The following is a 14,677-nucleotide window of genomic DNA, read 5'->3' as shown; positions in this document are numbered from 1 at the left end:
GTGAATGAATATCGACGCCGATTCGCGAGGGGTGAACCGGCTTCAAGAGAGAAAAGTGCATTCGATGAAATTGCGAGACTTGGCCGGAGATCAGTTTCCGGAACTTGAAGCACAGCTCGAAGGCCCGGCAGGCTTGCTTGATATTTCAGGCCTGTCTTCGGATAGCCGCAAGGTGACGCCGGGCAATGCTTTCGTCGCGGTCGCCGGCACCAAGGCGGACGGCGCGGGCTTCATCGCGGATGCCGCCGGCCGCGGCGCTGCCGTCGCGATCGCCTCCCAAGCCGTCGATGCTTCGATCCCAGTGCTTGCGGTCAAGGAGCCGCGCCGCTTCCTTTCGATCGCCGCCGCACGTTTCCACGGCAGGCAGCCCGATACCATGGTCGCCGTCACCGGCACGGCGGGCAAAACCTCCGTCGCTTCTTTCACCCGGCAGATCTGGGCACATGCGGGCCACGCGGCCGCGATGATCGGCACGACAGGCGTCGTCTCGCCGACGCGCAACGAATATGGCTCGCTGACGACGCCCGATCCGGTGTCTCTGCACGCGCTGCTGGCGGAACTTGCCGGAGAGGGTGTGACGCATGCCGCGATGGAGGCCTCCAGCCACGGCCTCGACCAGTGCCGGCTTGATGGCGTGAAGCTTGCTGCCGCCGCCTTCACCAATCTCGGCCGAGACCACATGGATTATCATCCCACGATCGAGGCCTATATGGCCGCCAAGATGCGGCTTTTCGAAACGTTGTTACCGAAGGGGTCGCCTGCGGTAATCTTCGCCGACGATCCGTGGTCGGCGCAGGCGATCAAGGCGGCGACCGATGCCGGTCACGACATTCGTACTGTCGGGCGAAAGGGCGATTACCTCTCGTTGAAACGCGTCGAGCACTTCCGCCACAAGCAGATGGCCGAGATCCATATCGGCGGCGAGATCTTCGAGGTGGACATTCCGCTGGCCGGCGATTTTCAGGTGGCCAACGCGCTGGTCGCAGCAGGGCTCGCCATGTCGACCGGCGTTGAGGCGAAGGTTGCGATGGCCGCCCTCGAGAAGCTCGTCGGCGCGTCTGGCCGTCTCGAACTCGTCGGCCATACAAAAGGCGGCGCGCTCGCCTATGTCGACTACGCCCACAAGCCGGATGCGCTGGAAAAGGTGCTGGGCTCGGTCAGACCCTTCACCACCGGTCGCGTCATCGTCGTTTTCGGCTGCGGCGGCGACCGTGACCGCGGCAAGCGGCCGATCATGGGCGAAATCGCCTGCCGACTTGCCGACGTCGTCATCGTCACCGACGATAATCCGCGTTCTGAGGAGCCGGCCTCGATCCGGGCGGAGATCATGGCGGCAGCAGGCTGCGCCTCGGAAATCGCCGACCGCGCCACGGCGATCCGCGAGGCTGTGGGCATGCTGAGATCCGGCGATACGCTGATCGTTGCCGGCAAGGGGCATGAGGAAGGGCAGACGATCGGCGGTGTCACCCTGCCGTTCTCCGATCATGCGGAGGTGCGCAAGGCCTTGGAGGACCTGAAATCTTGAGCTGGCTCTGGACGACCGAAGACATGATCGCAGCGACGGCGGGGCGCCCCTTCGGCACTCCGCCCGAAGGCATCACCGGCATTTCCATCGACAGCCGCTCGATTACCCCGGGCGAAGCCTTCTTCGCGATCAAGGGCGACCGTGTCGACGGTCACGACTACGCATCGATGGCGACGGCGAACGGCGCCTCCCTTCTCGTTGTCAGCGAGGCGAGACTTCCCGCCATGGGCCGCCTGACGGTGCCGATGATCGTCGTGGAAGACGTGCTCGCGGCACTTGGCCGGCTCGGCCTTGCCTCGCGCGAGCGCTCGCAGGCCCAGATCATCGCAGTGACCGGATCTGTGGGAAAGACGACCACCAAGGAAATGCTGCGGCATGTGCTGGCGCCCTCCGGCAAAGTGCACGCCTCCGTCGCCTCCTTCAACAATCATTGGGGCGTGCCGCTGACGCTGGCGCGCATGCCCGAGGATACGGATTACGGCGTCTTCGAAGTCGGAATGAACCATCCCGGCGAGATCCGGCCGCTGGTGGGGATGATCCGTCCCGATGTCGCCATCATCACGACGATCGCGCCGGCGCATCTCGGCAATTTCAAGAACATCAAGGAAATCGCCGCCGCCAAGGCGGAGATCTTCGAGGGGCTCGAACCCGGCGGCCATGTCGTGCTCAACCGCGACAACGACCAGTTCAATTTCCTCGACCGCACGGCGCAATCGCTCGGCATCGAGCATGTCCATTCCTTCGGCCAGCATGCCAAGGCCGAATTCCGGCTCGCAGAATTCAATGGCTCGGACGAGAATTCGACGCTGTGGCTGACGATTGGTGGCGAGACGCTCGAAGTCGCGCTCGGCGCGCCGGGCCGCCATATCGCCGAGAATGCGCTCGCAGCACTCGGGGTCGTCAGGATCGTCGGCGCCGATATGCAGAAGGCGATCGAAGCGCTTGCGACGCTGAGGCCGGAAAAGGGCAGGGGCAAGCGCCACCGGCTTTTGATCGGCGGCGGCAGCTTCACGCTGATCGACGAGAGCTACAATGCCAATCCGGCCTCGATGCGCGCGGCGATCGCGCTGTTGGCCGCCTCCGAGCCGACCGGCCGCGGACGCCGGATCGCCGTGCTCGGCGACATGCTGGAGATGGGCGAGTATGCGCAGAAGGTCCATACCGACCTTGCCGTGCCCCTGCTTGCGGCCGGCATCGAGCATGTCTGGCTGGCCGGAGCCGAGATGGCTGCGCTCAAGGAATCGTTGCCGGAAAGCGTCCATGTCGAATATCGCGAGAACACGGACGAATTGACGGACTATGTATTGAACTCGGTCGCGCCAGGCGACGTGTTGATGGTGAAATCGTCTCTGGGCATCGGTTTCGGCAAGATCGTCGCCGCGCTCCTTGACAAGTTCCCGGCATTTGCCGACACGCAACGCGAATTTTGATCGGGTAAACAAGGGGCCCTGAATGCTGATCTGGCTTGTCGAACTGTCGGAATATTTCAAATTTCTGAACCTGTTCAGATATATTACCTTCCGCACGGGGGCTGCTCTCTTCACCTCAGCACTGATCGTCTTCCTGTTCGGGCCGACGATCATCAATTCGCTGCGCATCCGGCAGGGCAAGGGCCAGCCGATCCGCGCCGATGGGCCGCAGACGCATTTCAAGAAGGCCGGCACGCCGACCATGGGCGGGCTGATGATCCTCGCCGGTATCGTCGGCGCATCGCTGCTCTGGGCCGATCTTTCCAACGTCTATGTCGTCGCCACGCTGCTGGTGACGCTGGGCTTCGGCGCGATCGGTTTCTACGACGATTATCTTAAGGTCACGAAGCAGAGCCACATGGGCTTTTCCGGCAAGGCGCGTCTCGGCATCGAATTTGTCATCGCCGGCATCGCCGTCTATTTCATGATGCGCACCGCCCTTGCCTCGGGGCTTGCCGGTTCGACTTTCGGCTCCTCGATCGCCTTTCCCTTCTTCAAAGACTTCATGATCAATATCGGCATCATGTTCGTCGTCTTCGGCGGCTTCGTCATCGTCGGCGCCGGCAATGCCGTCAACCTGACGGACGGTCTCGACGGGCTTGCCATCGTGCCTGTCATGATCGCCGCTGCCTCCTTCGGCGTCATCGCCTATCTCGCCGGCAACGTGGTGTTTGCGAACTACCTGCAGATCAATTTCGTGCCCGGTACCGGCGAGCTCGCCGTCGTGCTCGGCGCCGTCATCGGCGCCGGCCTCGGCTTTCTCTGGTTCAATGCACCGCCGGCCGCCATCTTCATGGGCGACACGGGGTCGCTGGCACTCGGCGGCACGATCGGTACCGTCGCCGTCGCCACCAAGCACGAGATCGTCATGGCGATCATCGGCGGCCTCTTCGTCATCGAGACGCTGTCCGTCATCATCCAGGTCGGCTTCTTCAAAATGACTGGCCGGCGCGTCTTCCTGATGGCGCCGATCCATCATCACTTCGAGAAGAAGGGCTGGACCGAGAGCCAGGTGGTGATCCGCTTCTGGATCGTTGCCGTCGGCCTTGCCATGCTCGGCCTTTCGACACTGAAGCTCCGGTGAGGCGGCGATGATCCCGGTCACGACGCTCAAGGACAGGAAGGTCGCACTCTTCGGGCTCGGCGGCTCCGGCTTTGCCACCGCCCGGGCGCTGATATCAGGCGGTGCGCAGGTGACCGCCTGGGACGACAATCCCGACAGCGTCGCCAAGGCCGAGGCCGAAGGCATCAAGACGGAAGACCTGCACAACATCGACTGGAGCCAGCAGGCGCTGTTTGTGCTGTCGCCCGGTGTGCCGCTCACCCATCCGAAGCCGCACTGGACTGTCGATCTTGCCCGGTCGGCCGGCGTCGATATCGTCGGCGACGTCGAGCTCTTCGTGCGCGAACGCCGCGTCCATGCGCCGGATTGCCCTTTCATCGCCATAACAGGCACAAACGGCAAGTCGACCACGACGGCGCTGATCGCCCATATCCTGAAATCCGCCGGCTACGACATGCAGCTCGGCGGCAATATCGGCACGGCCGTACTGACGCTCGATCCGCCGAAGGCCGAGCGCTATTATGTCGTCGAATGCTCCTCCTACCAGATCGATCTCGCGCCGACGCTGAACCCGTCGGCCGGCATCCTGCTCAACCTGACGCCCGATCATCTCGACCGTCATGGCACGATGCAGCATTATGCCGATGTCAAGGAACGGCTGGTCGCCGGCAGCGATGTCGCGATCGTCGGCGTCGACGATAGCCATTCGGCCTTGATCGCTGACCGCGTCGAGCGGGCAGGCGTCAAAGTGATGCGTATTTCGCGCCGCAACGTGGTGGCCGACGGCATCTATGCCGAGGGCACCAAACTCATCCAGGCCGGCGGCGGCGCCATGCTGCCTTTCGTCGACCTCGACGGTATCCAGACACTGCGCGGCAGCCATAATGCGCAGAACGCCGCCGCCGCCGTCGCTGCCTGCCTTGCCGTCGGGATTTCCGCCGACGACATCCGTACCGGCCTTGCTTCGTTCCCCGGACTGAAGCACCGAATGCAGCCGGTCGGTCAGCGTGGCCGCGTCGTTTTCGTCAACGATTCCAAGGCGACCAATGCCGATGCCGCGGCACCGGCTCTTTCGAGCTATGATCGCATCTATTGGATCGCCGGCGGCCTGCCGAAGGCTGGCGGCATCACGACGCTCGCTCCCTATTTCCCGCGGATCGCCAAGGCCTATCTGATCGGCGAGGCGGCAGCGGAATTCGCCGCGACGCTCGGCGAGGCCGTGCCTTACGAGATCTCGGGCACGCTGGAGCGCGCCGTCGCGCATGCGGCCGCCGATGCCGAACGCGACGAGAACGCCGCTTCAGCGGTGATGTTATCCCCGGCTTGCGCAAGCTTCGACCAGTATAAGAACTTCGAAGTCAGGGGCGAAGCCTTCGTCGGCCATGTGGCCGCCCTTGACGGGATTGCGATGCTGATCGGTCCGGCAACAGGAGAGAAATGACATGGTAAGCCGCGCGGAACGTGGGCCTCTGGCCGATTGGTTCTGGACCATCGACCGCTTCTTCCTGGCGATGTTCATCTTCCTGATGGGCATCGGCTTCATGCTGTCGTTTGCGGCATCTCCCGCGGTCGCCGAGCGCATCGGGCTCGAACCCTTCCACTTCGTCAAGCGCCATGCGGCCTTCATGATCCCCTCGATCGGCGTCATGCTCGGGCTGTCGTTCCTGACGCCGCGGCAGGTGCGGCGAACCGCCATCCTGATCCTGATCATCTCCGTCGCCATGATGGTGCTGGTGCTGTTCGTCGGGCAGGAGGTCAAGGGTGGCAGGCGCTGGATCTGGATCGCCGGCCTTTCCATCCAGCCGTCGGAATTCATGAAGCCCGCCTTCGTCGTGGTCTGCGCCTGGCTGTTTGCCGAACATGCGCGCCAGCCGGAAATCCCCGGCAATCTCTTTGCGATTATCCTGTTCGGCATCGTTGCGGCCCTTCTTATTGCGCAGCCGGACCTCGGCCAGACCATCCTGACCACGGCCGTCTGGGGCGGGATGTTCTTCATGGCCGGCATGCCATGGATCTGGATCATGCTGCTCGGCATCGGCGGCGCCGGCGGCCTGCTCAGCGCCTATTACGTCTTCCCGCACGTCGCCGGCCGAATAGACAAGTTCATGACCGGCGAGGGTGATACTTTCCAGATCGACACCGCGCGCGAGGCGATCATCCGCGGCAGCTGGTTCGGTCAGGGGCCGGGCGAGGGTATCGTCAAGCGCATCATCCCGGATGCGCATACCGACTTCATCTTCTCGGTCGCGGCCGAGGAATTCGGGATCGTCTTCTGCATGGCGCTCGTTGCGCTGTTTACCGTGCTGGTGCTGCGCGGCCTCTCGCATGCCTATCGCGAGCGGAACGACTTCAACCGCTTCGCCGTCGCCGGCCTGGTGCTGCAGATGGGTATCCAGTCGATCATCAATATCGGCGTCAATCTCGAACTGCTGCCGGCGAAGGGCATGACGCTGCCGCTGATTTCCTACGGCGGCTCGTCCATGGTGGCGATCTGCGTCACCGCCGGCTTCATTCTGGCGCTGACGCGCCATCGACCGGAAAAACGCGCGCAGGACCGGAGCCTCTTCCGCGTCCCGCACGGCATGCCGGCGGAGTAGAAGACCATGAGCAAAGGCATCGTGCTGCTTGCCGCCGGGGGAACCGGCGGCCATGTGTTCCCGGCGGAGGCTCTGGCCTTCAAGCTGAAGGAGCGCGGCTATTCGGTGCATCTCGTCACGGACAGCCGGGCCGAGCGTTATGCCGGCAAGTTCCCGGCCGAGGAGATCCATGTCGTGCCGTCGGCGACGATCGGCTCGAAGAACCCGGTTGCCGTCGCCCGCTCGCTGTGGACGCTCTGGAGCGGCATGCGGGCCGCAAAGAAACTGATCCAGCGGCTGCAACCGGTCATCGTCGTCGGTTTCGGCGGTTATCCCACCGTGCCGCCGCTGCTTGCCGCCACCCGGCTCGGCGTGCCCTCGATGATCCACGAGCAAAATGCCGTGATGGGCCGTGCCAACAAGGCCTTAGCAACCCGCGTGCAGGCCATTGCCGGCGGGTTCCTGCCGGAGGGCGGTGCCGCCTTTCCGGACAAGACGGTGACGACGGGTAATCCGGTCCGCCCGGCGATCATTGCCGCGGCCGAGGTGCCTTACACGCCGTCGCATCCGGGTGAGGCCTTCAACCTCGTCGTCTTCGGTGGCAGCCAGGGCGCGCAATATTTTTCCAAGGCGCTGCCGACGGCGATCAGCCTGCTCGACGACGCGCTTCGCGTGCGCCTCCGCATCACCCAGCAGGTGCGTCCCGAGGACATGGAGATGGTCAGCGGCTGCGTCGCCAAGCTGGAGATGGGGGCCGATATCGCACCCTTCTTTACCGACATGGCCGAGAGGCTGGCGAAGGCGCATCTCGTCATCTGCCGTTCGGGCGCCTCGACGGTTTCGGAAATCTCCGTCATCGGGCGGCCTGCCGTGCTCGTGCCCTACCCGCACGCTCTCGATCACGACCAGGCGGCGAATGCCGCGGCACTCGCTGCGACCGGCGGGGCGAAGGTGATTGCCCAGTCGGAGCTTTCGCCGGAGAAGATCGCGGCGATCCTGACGGCTGTGATGAACGATCCGGAAAAGCTTTCGCACATGGCCGCGGCGGCGAAACTCGCCGGGAAACCCGACGCCGCAAACTTGCTTGCCGACATGGTTGAGGCTATTGCCGCCGGACGGACAATTGCGGAATTCAAGAGGACACGCGCATGAAACTGCCGAAGACGATCGGTCTCGTCCATTTCATCGGCATTGGCGGCATCGGCATGAGCGGTATTGCCGAGGTGCTGCATAATCTCGGCCACAAGGTGCAGGGATCGGACCAAGCCGACAGTGCCAATGTCCAGCGCCTGCGCGACAAGGGCATTGAGGTGTTCGTCGGTCACCGAGCTGAAAACCTGGGTGAGGCCGAAGTCGTGGTCGTCTCGACGGCGATCAAGAAGAGCAATCCGGAGCTCATCGCCGCGCGCGAAAAGCTGCTGCCGGTGGTGCGCCGTGCCGAAATGCTGGCCGAGCTGATGCGCTTCCGCAATGCGATCGCCATCGGCGGCACGCATGGCAAGACGACCACCACCTCACTGGTCGCCACGCTGCTCGAAGCCGGCGGACTGGACCCGACCGTCATCAATGGCGGCATCATCAATGCCTACGGCACCAATGCCCGCATGGGCGAGGGCGAGTGGATGGTGGTCGAGGCCGACGAATCGGACGGCACCTTCCTGAAGCTTCCGGCCGATGTCGCCGTCATCACCAATATCGACCCGGAACATCTCGACCATTACGGCAATTTCGACGCCGTGCGCGCCGCCTTCCGGCAGTTCGTCGAGAATGTGCCGTTTTACGGCTTCGGCGTCATGTGCCTGGACCATCCCGAGGTGCAATCGCTGGTCGGCCGCATCGAGGACCGCAAGATCATCACCTATGGCGAGAACCCGCAGGCCGACGTGCGCTTCAAGAATGTCCGCATCGACGGCACGCGCTCGATCTTCGACGTCGAAATCCGCCGCCGCCGCACCGGCCAGGTGATCGAGCTCAAGGGGCTGGTCATGCCGATGCCCGGACGGCATAATATTTCCAACGCGACGGCGGCGATTGCCGTTGCCAACCGGCTCGGCATATCGAGCGCCGATATCGCCAAGGGGCTTGCCTCCTTCGGCGGCGTCAAGCGCCGCTTCACGCTGACCGGCGAATGGAACGGGGTGCAGATCTTCGACGATTACGGCCATCATCCGGTGGAGATCAAGGCGGTGCTGCGCGCCGCTCGAGAATCCTGCAAGGGGCGTGTCATCGCCGTCCACCAGCCGCATCGCTTTAGCCGTCTTGCCAGCCTGTTCGAGGAATTCGCCGCCTGCTTCAACGATGCCGACAGCATCTTCCTGGCACCCGTCTATGCGGCGGGTGAGGATCCGATCGAGGGTATCGATTCCGTGTCGCTGGTCTCGCGCATAAAATCCGGCGGCCATCGCGACGCCCGCTTTCTAAGCTCGGCGGAGCTTCTGCCGCAGATGGTCGCGGAGGTTGCAAAGCCTGGCGATTTCGTGGTTCTGTTGGGGGCTGGGAGCATTACATCCTGGGCAGCGGCACTGCCCAAGCAACTGGAAGGCCTATCGGGAAAGTCCGTATGAAACAGGTGAATGGGGAAAAGCTTCTCGCGTCTCTCGGAGACGGTGTAAAGGATATCCGCGGTCGTATCACGCCGGATGCCCCGATGGACCGCGTCACCTGGTTCAGGGCCGGCGGGTTGGCCGAGCTGATGTTCCAGCCGCATGACATCGACGATCTCATCGCCTTCCTGAAGATATTGCCGGAAGAGGTGCCGCTGACGGTGGTCGGCGTCGGCTCCAACATCCTGGTGCGCGACGGCGGCATTCCCGGCGTCGTGCTGCGCTTGTCGGCCAAGGGGTTCGGTTTCGTCGAGCTTGCCGGCGAAAACCGCATCCTGGCCGGCGCCATCTGCCCTGATAAACATGTGGCGGCGATGGCGATGGACAACGGCATCGGCGGCTTCCATTTTTTCTACGGCATTCCCGGCGGCATCGGCGGCGCGGCGCGCATGAATGCCGGGGCCAACGGCGTAGAGACGCGCGAGCGGTTGATCGAAGTCCATGCGGTCGACCGCAAGGGCGACAAGCATGTGCTTTCCAAAGCCGAGATGGGCTATTCCTACCGGCATTCGACCGCATCGACAGATCTGATCTTCACCTCCGTGCTGTTTGAGGGCTATCCGGAAGAGCGTGCGCAGATCCGCGCCGAGATGGACGCCGTGCGCAATCATCGCGAGACGGTGCAGCCGGTGCGTGAAAAGACCGGCGGGTCGACCTTCAAGAACCCCGCCGGCCATTCGGCCTGGAAACTGATCGACGAGGCAGGCTGCCGCGGCCTCGTCATCGGCGGCGCGCAGATGTCGTCGCTGCACTGCAATTTCATGATCAACATGGGGCAGGCGACCGGCTACGACCTCGAATATCTCGGTGAGCAGGTGCGCCGCGAGGTCTTCGAAAAAGACGGTATCAAGCTCGAATGGGAAATCAAACGCCTCGGCGTCTTCATGCCCGGCCGCGAAGTGCGTCCGTTCCACGGCGTGACGAGCGAGTAACGGTTACGTCACCGCAAGCTTCAGGCCTTCGCGCGGCGTGACGAGGGGCGACCAGCCGAGCACGTCGCGGGCATGGGATATGTCGACCTGGAGGGAGCCACAAAGACGTTGGTAGACGGCGTCCTTTCCCGTGACTCTCGCGCCCATCTGCAACAAGGCGGGGGGGAAGGGGAGCAGCATCGGTTTGACACCTAGGCCTGCGGCAATCCCTTCAATAAGCCCTGGAGTCGAAAGATCTTCTCCATCGCCTGCGAGAAAGGTCTCGCCGGCTGCACCGGGATGCTTCATCCCGGTGATGATCAGATCGACGAGATTTGGAAGCGCGACCAGTGTTCGGCGGTTCTTCAGCGACGCGAAGGGGAGCGGTATCTTCTTCCTGATAAGTCCGACGAGGAGGGCGAAGTTGCCCCTCGCACCGGGTCCATAGACGAGCGGCGGGCGAATGACGACGACCTCCATGCCTGCTCGGGCGGCGATTTCATGCAGCCCGATTTCAGTTTCCAGCTTCGAGATGCCATAGGGATCGATCGGCTTTGGCGAATCGTCGTGCCGGAAGGGCCGATCGTTCTCCTCACCATTGACCTTGATGCTGCTGATGAAGACGAACCTTTTTACGCCCGCGCGGGCGGCCTGCTCGGCGAGGTTCAACGTGGCAGCGGTGTTGATCCGACGAAATTCCGCCAGCGGATCGGCTGCGCGGTCGTTCATGATGTGAACACGAGCGGCGAGATGGACGATGACATCAATACCCTCGAGAGCCGCTGTCCAATCGGTTTCGCTTGTTATCTCGATGGGGAAATGCCTTACAGATGTCGGGAAGCTGGCGGTTGCAGATCGCGTCGTTACCGCAAGCTCGCATATCCGCTCTCCGTGCAGTCTTTCGACGAGAGGCCCACCGACAAAGCCGGCTGCGCCGGTAATGAGGCATCGCATGATCTGTTCCCCGTTTTACCGTGAGTGCTCCGGTTAACCGGAAGTGCTCACGGCATCAATAAAAAAGCCGCGACGTTAGAGCGCCGTGCGTCCTTTCGGACCCACAAAGGACGCTCTAGCACTTTGAATCTACGCGATGTGCTAGCCGTCGCGGCTTATTGTTCATTTGCTGCTCGAGGCTCAGACTTCCTCGCGGCCCGACAGCCGACACAGCTCAGCAGAGAGACCGCAATATGAGCGCAGAACACCGGTCCCCCAGTCAGCAGCACAGCATCAGGCCAAATGGAGGTAGTCTGGAAATCACCGCCTACTTCCCAGCCCCTTCTTCAGTGAGCGGTATAGGCCCCGTCCACCAAATAGTGCACCCCAGTGATGAAGCTGGCCTGCTCGGACAGGAGGAAACACACAAGAGTCGCGACCTCTTCCGGTTTTCCACGCCTGCCCATTGGTTGAAGCGACGCCATGCGTCGCGTACTCGCCGCCTCAAGATGCTCTGACAAAAGTGGCGTTTCGATCCAGCCGGGACCGACGGCATTTATGCGGATACCCAATCTCGCATACTCCATCGAAGCGACTTTCGTCAGTCCAACAACCCCGTGCTTGGCCGCGGTGTATGCCGCCGCGGTGGGTAATCCAACGGTCCCGAGAGTGGAAGACATATTCACGATTGCACCGCCGCCCAGCTTCAGCATCGCGCCAATTTCGGACTTCATGCAATAGAAGACGCCGTTCAGATTGACGTTCATCACCTTGTGCCAATTGTCGAGCGGATAGTCTGCGACCGCTGCGCGCACCCCATCGATTCCCGCATTATTGACCGCCAGATCCAAGCCGCCACATGTCTCGACGGTAAAATCGACAAGTCTCTGCACACTTTCACTGTCACTGACATCGACGACAAATTCACGGGCGCGGCCTCCCTCTGATCTGATTGCGGCGGCAATCGTGTGTGCTGCGTCAGCATTGATATCGGCGACAACAACCTCGGCACCCTCCTCAGCGAGGTGTCGGGAAACGGCAGCACCAATTCCGGAACCTGCGCCCGTTACGATCGCGATTTTTCCTTCCAGGCAAAGCTTCATCGTCTCCGTCCTTGTTGATATGCTAATATTCGATCGGCGCGATTATTGATGCAAGGGGTTTCACGGATAAATAGAAGGGCATGGTATTGCGCAGCTTCAGATGTTGCCAGTGTTGCGAACTCATCCTCCACAGAGTTGAGTGTCTTTATCAAAAGATGTCGCAATCTAATTTGGAATGAACGGGCTAATTTGGAATGAACGGGATCGACGGCGTTACTTGGCAGGTGGAAATGGACAAACAGCATATTACACGCCGGGGGCTCGTGCTGGGGAGCCTGGCTCTAATGCTTTCTGGATGTACTTCGGGCGATGGGCCGCCACTGGGCTACCGATTCGCTAGGGATCCGGATGCCGATCCCCGCTATCGACGACAGGAGGTCGCGTATACGGGGAGTGAACCGCCCGGAACTATCGTCGTCGATACGGCGAGCCGCTACCTTTACTTCGTGGAGGCAGACGGACTGGCGACTCGCTACGGCGTTGCCGTCGGCGAGGAAGGCCTGAGTTTCAAGGGCGAGGCCACCATCGGCTATAAGGCAGAGTGGCCTTCGTGGAAGCCCACCAATGACATGATTCAGCGCAAGCCCCGGCTGGCCAAGTATGCCGATGGAGTACCGGGAGGACCGCTCAACCCTCTCGGTGCAGCGGCCCTCTACCTCTACCAGGGCGGACAAGATACCCTGTTTCGGTTGCACGGAACGAATGCCCCCTGGTCGATAGGCCGTGCCGTTTCGAATGGGTGTATTCGCCTGACGAACGCAAACATCGTCGACCTCTACTCCCGTGCACGCGTAGGCACGCGCGTGGTTGTCATCTGATGGTGTTTACCATTTGAAATCGCGGGGTTGGCCATAGCAATATGTATCTGCTAATGTAGATTCGTTGCATGTTGCATCATGTCTGCCCTATCCAGGGTACTGATTGTCGCTAAACTTTAAGGTGTAGCCTGAAAAGCTATGCCATGATGAGGAGAGGACTTCCTGATGAGCAGAATTCTAATCGTAATCGTTGCGATGTTTGCGGTGGCCAATCTGAGTGCTTGCGGGTCGATTGGCAAAGGCAAGGGGAAGGCCCCGCCGCCGGCAGAAGCAGTCTACAAGTAGCATATCGCGTTTGATTCTTAGGAAGGGTCACATAGACCCTTCCTCTTCTTACATAAACCGCCAAGCTGCGCTCCTTCGTAACTCACAGCGCAAGAGTGGCATTTTTATATGCTGACTTCGGGCTCGCATTCGTCAGGGCCTGCATATGGAGCTTAGTGATGGCGCTTGGAAGAGGCGGTGTGTCGCTAGTTGTTATGTTGGCGTTCGTGGCATCGTCATGCCAGACAGAAGACAAAAGGCCTTTACCGCATTATACCTCCAACGGCAGAGGCGTAGCTCCAACCAATACGGCTGAAAACAAATCAAATCGGCATTTCATCGAATTCCGCTCACGCTATGCGCTGACCTACGGCCACACCTACGTCGTTTTTGGGCAGGCGGATAAAAACGGAAATATGATCAATCCCGAAGTTGCAGGGCTTGCCCCAGCTTCTCCCGATGCCGCGCAGTATGTAATAGGCCACTTCATACCGGTTCCGGCCTCGACCGGAGCGACGGACGGTGACCTGGAAGAGCAGTACAGATCAGCAAGCTGGCGTGTGATGCTGAGTGATAATGAATATAACGACACAGTTGCGTATATACGCAAACTGCAGGCAACCTCTCGTCTCTGGGAGGCATCGGTATACAACTGCAATGCCTTTGTGGCGGATATCGCGCGGCACATGGGTTATAAGGCGCCCAGCATTTGGCTAAGGCCGCAACAGTTCATTACAAACCTTCGGGAGATGAATACAGGTTGATTACCGGGCATCCAAGAAGGCAGATCATGGAAAGGTTCTGGTGACTTGATTTGAACTTATCAGCAGCCGTCGTCGGCGAGGGCGTCTGGGTTCTCGGAATTGTTGCATGGTGCATCATTCGATACCCATTTGAGCGTCGCGCAAAGCGAGTGCCGGTCGTCAGTAACCGCCGTACCGGTTCGGAGGCGGTCGGGCTTGCGGCAGCCCTCGCCGGACTTGCGATCGTGCCGGGATTTTACGTCGCGACCGGCATCCCCGAGGCAGCCGACTATACCGCCCATTTGTGGGCCGTCGTGATCGGGACAATACTCTTCTGCGCCGCGATGTGGGTCTTTCGAAGAACCCACAAGCAATTAGGACGAAACTGGTCGATTACACTGGAGATCCGCCAGCAGCACGAATTGATATGCGCTGGCCCGTACTCCCTTGTCCGCCACCCGATGTACACGTCGTTTCTTCTGATGGGGCTTTCACAAGCGTTTCTGCTGCCGAACTGGGTGGCAGGCATGGCGGGCCTGATCGGCTTCGCCGTTCTATTCTTCCTAAGGGTGGACAAGGAAGAACGTATGATGCTGGAAGTTTTCGGCCCGCAATATCAAGCGTATATGGCGAAGACCAAGCGCATCATTCCTTATCTTTACTAGAGGT

14 protein-coding genes are annotated in these 14,677 nt (G+C 61.3%); 12 read left to right on the top strand and 2 right to left on the bottom strand.

Annotation, left to right across the window (positions count from 1 at the left end):
* The first annotated feature begins 4 nt into the window (after window positions 1–4).
* Genes ELH03_RS14305 through murB form a run of 8 tightly spaced genes read left to right on the top strand, consistent with a single transcriptional unit; the run spans window position 5 to window position 10,168 of the window.
* Entirely contained in the window at window positions 5–1,525 is a 1,521-nt protein-coding gene (locus ELH03_RS14305) for a UDP-N-acetylmuramoyl-L-alanyl-D-glutamate--2,6-diaminopimelate ligase (RefSeq protein WP_130766434.1), read from the top strand.
* The gene (locus ELH03_RS14300) at window positions 1,522–2,955 is read left to right on the top strand and encodes a UDP-N-acetylmuramoylalanyl-D-glutamyl-2,6-diaminopimelate--D-alanyl-D-alanine ligase (RefSeq protein WP_130766433.1); all 1,434 of its coding nucleotides are present in this window, start codon (window positions 1,522–1,524) and stop codon (window positions 2,953–2,955) included. Before ELH03_RS14305 ends, ELH03_RS14300 begins: the two co-directional genes overlap by 4 nt.
* 22 nt (window positions 2,956–2,977) lie before the next feature.
* Window positions 2,978–4,078, top strand: coding sequence for a phospho-N-acetylmuramoyl-pentapeptide-transferase (mraY, locus tag ELH03_RS14295; protein ID WP_027683740.1), 1,101 nt, complete (start codon window positions 2,978–2,980; stop codon window positions 4,076–4,078).
* A gap of 7 nt (window positions 4,079–4,085) precedes the next feature.
* Entirely contained in the window at window positions 4,086–5,498 is a 1,413-nt protein-coding gene (murD, locus tag ELH03_RS14290) for a UDP-N-acetylmuramoyl-L-alanine--D-glutamate ligase (RefSeq protein ID WP_130659125.1), read from the top strand.
* Between the two features lies 1 nt (window position 5,499).
* Window positions 5,500–6,654: a putative lipid II flippase FtsW gene (gene ftsW, locus ELH03_RS14285; protein ID WP_018242862.1), complete on the top strand. Its 1,155-nt coding sequence runs from the start codon at window positions 5,500–5,502 to the stop codon at window positions 6,652–6,654.
* A gap of 6 nt (window positions 6,655–6,660) precedes the next feature.
* Window positions 6,661–7,785 carry an undecaprenyldiphospho-muramoylpentapeptide beta-N-acetylglucosaminyltransferase gene (murG, locus tag ELH03_RS14280; protein WP_128400075.1) on the top strand — a complete coding sequence of 375 codons (1,125 nt, stop codon included), beginning with the start codon at window positions 6,661–6,663 and terminating at the stop codon, window positions 7,783–7,785.
* On the top strand, window positions 7,782–9,197 hold the full coding sequence (murC, locus tag ELH03_RS14275; RefSeq protein ID WP_027683743.1) for a UDP-N-acetylmuramate--L-alanine ligase: 1,416 nt from the start codon (window positions 7,782–7,784) through the stop codon (window positions 9,195–9,197). The genes murG and murC overlap by 4 nt, the downstream gene beginning before the upstream one ends.
* The gene (gene murB, locus ELH03_RS14270; RefSeq protein WP_128400073.1) at window positions 9,194–10,168 is read left to right on the top strand and encodes a UDP-N-acetylmuramate dehydrogenase; all 975 of its coding nucleotides are present in this window, start codon (window positions 9,194–9,196) and stop codon (window positions 10,166–10,168) included. The genes murC and murB overlap by 4 nt, the downstream gene beginning before the upstream one ends.
* A 3-nt stretch (window positions 10,169–10,171) precedes the next feature.
* Here the strand turns inward: murB and ELH03_RS14265 are convergent, their stop codons facing one another.
* Both ELH03_RS14265 and ELH03_RS14260 read right to left on the bottom strand, forming a co-directional pair.
* Complete coding sequence (locus ELH03_RS14265) at window positions 10,172–11,101, bottom strand: UDP-glucose 4-epimerase family protein (RefSeq protein ID WP_128400072.1); 930 nt, start codon at window positions 11,099–11,101, stop codon at window positions 10,172–10,174.
* Between the two features lie 326 nt (window positions 11,102–11,427).
* Entirely contained in the window at window positions 11,428–12,183 is a 756-nt protein-coding gene (locus ELH03_RS14260) for an SDR family NAD(P)-dependent oxidoreductase (RefSeq protein WP_128400071.1), read from the bottom strand.
* Between the two features lie 230 nt (window positions 12,184–12,413).
* Between ELH03_RS14260 and ELH03_RS14255 the strand changes: the two genes are divergently transcribed.
* The 4 genes from ELH03_RS14255 (at window position 12,414) to ELH03_RS14240 (ending at window position 14,673) form a co-directional block, all read left to right on the top strand.
* Window positions 12,414–13,001, top strand: a complete 588-nt coding sequence (locus ELH03_RS14255) for a L,D-transpeptidase (protein WP_164902005.1) — start codon at window positions 12,414–12,416, stop codon at window positions 12,999–13,001.
* 165 nt (window positions 13,002–13,166) lie between these two features.
* Complete coding sequence (locus ELH03_RS37950) at window positions 13,167–13,286, top strand: hypothetical protein (RefSeq protein WP_018243378.1); 120 nt, start codon at window positions 13,167–13,169, stop codon at window positions 13,284–13,286.
* A 158-nt stretch (window positions 13,287–13,444) separates the two neighbouring features.
* Window positions 13,445–14,029 carry a hypothetical protein gene (locus tag ELH03_RS14245; protein ID WP_018243379.1) on the top strand — a complete coding sequence of 195 codons (585 nt, stop codon included), beginning with the start codon at window positions 13,445–13,447 and terminating at the stop codon, window positions 14,027–14,029.
* 50 nt (window positions 14,030–14,079) lie between these two features.
* The gene (locus ELH03_RS14240; protein WP_128400069.1) at window positions 14,080–14,673 is read left to right on the top strand and encodes a protein-S-isoprenylcysteine O-methyltransferase; all 594 of its coding nucleotides are present in this window, start codon (window positions 14,080–14,082) and stop codon (window positions 14,671–14,673) included.
* The last annotated feature ends 4 nt before the right edge of the window (window positions 14,674–14,677 follow it).

It is taken from the genome of Rhizobium beringeri (genome assembly GCF_004306515.1).
GTDB classification, from domain to species: Bacteria; Pseudomonadota; Alphaproteobacteria; order Rhizobiales; family Rhizobiaceae; genus Rhizobium; species Rhizobium beringeri.
This window is presented reverse-complemented; position numbering and strand designations above follow the sequence as displayed.

What these genes read in the sequence shown, in the direction of transcription:
- ELH03_RS14305 (WP_130766434.1), top strand. Translation starts at nt 5, where the DNA reads ATGAATATCGACGCCGATTCGCGAGGGGTGAACCGGCTTCAAGAGAGA.
- mraY (WP_027683740.1), top strand. Translation starts at nt 2,978, where the DNA reads ATGCTGATCTGGCTTGTCGAACTGTCGGAATATTTCAAATTTCTGAAC.
- murD (WP_130659125.1), top strand. Translation starts at nt 4,086, where the DNA reads ATGATCCCGGTCACGACGCTCAAGGACAGGAAGGTCGCACTCTTCGGG.
- ftsW (WP_018242862.1), top strand. Translation starts at nt 5,500, where the DNA reads ATGGTAAGCCGCGCGGAACGTGGGCCTCTGGCCGATTGGTTCTGGACC.
- murG (WP_128400075.1), top strand. Translation starts at nt 6,661, where the DNA reads ATGAGCAAAGGCATCGTGCTGCTTGCCGCCGGGGGAACCGGCGGCCAT.
- murC (WP_027683743.1), top strand. Translation starts at nt 7,782, where the DNA reads ATGAAACTGCCGAAGACGATCGGTCTCGTCCATTTCATCGGCATTGGC.
- murB (WP_128400073.1), top strand. Translation starts at nt 9,194, where the DNA reads ATGAAACAGGTGAATGGGGAAAAGCTTCTCGCGTCTCTCGGAGACGGT.
- ELH03_RS14265 (WP_128400072.1), bottom strand. Translation starts at nt 11,101, where the DNA reads ATGCGATGCCTCATTACCGGCGCAGCCGGCTTTGTCGGTGGGCCTCTC.
- ELH03_RS14260 (WP_128400071.1), bottom strand. Translation starts at nt 12,183, where the DNA reads ATGAAGCTTTGCCTGGAAGGAAAAATCGCGATCGTAACGGGCGCAGGT.
- ELH03_RS14255 (WP_164902005.1), top strand. Translation starts at nt 12,414, where the DNA reads ATGGACAAACAGCATATTACACGCCGGGGGCTCGTGCTGGGGAGCCTG.
- ELH03_RS37950 (WP_018243378.1), top strand. Translation starts at nt 13,167, where the DNA reads ATGAGCAGAATTCTAATCGTAATCGTTGCGATGTTTGCGGTGGCCAAT.
- ELH03_RS14245 (WP_018243379.1), top strand. Translation starts at nt 13,445, where the DNA reads ATGGCGCTTGGAAGAGGCGGTGTGTCGCTAGTTGTTATGTTGGCGTTC.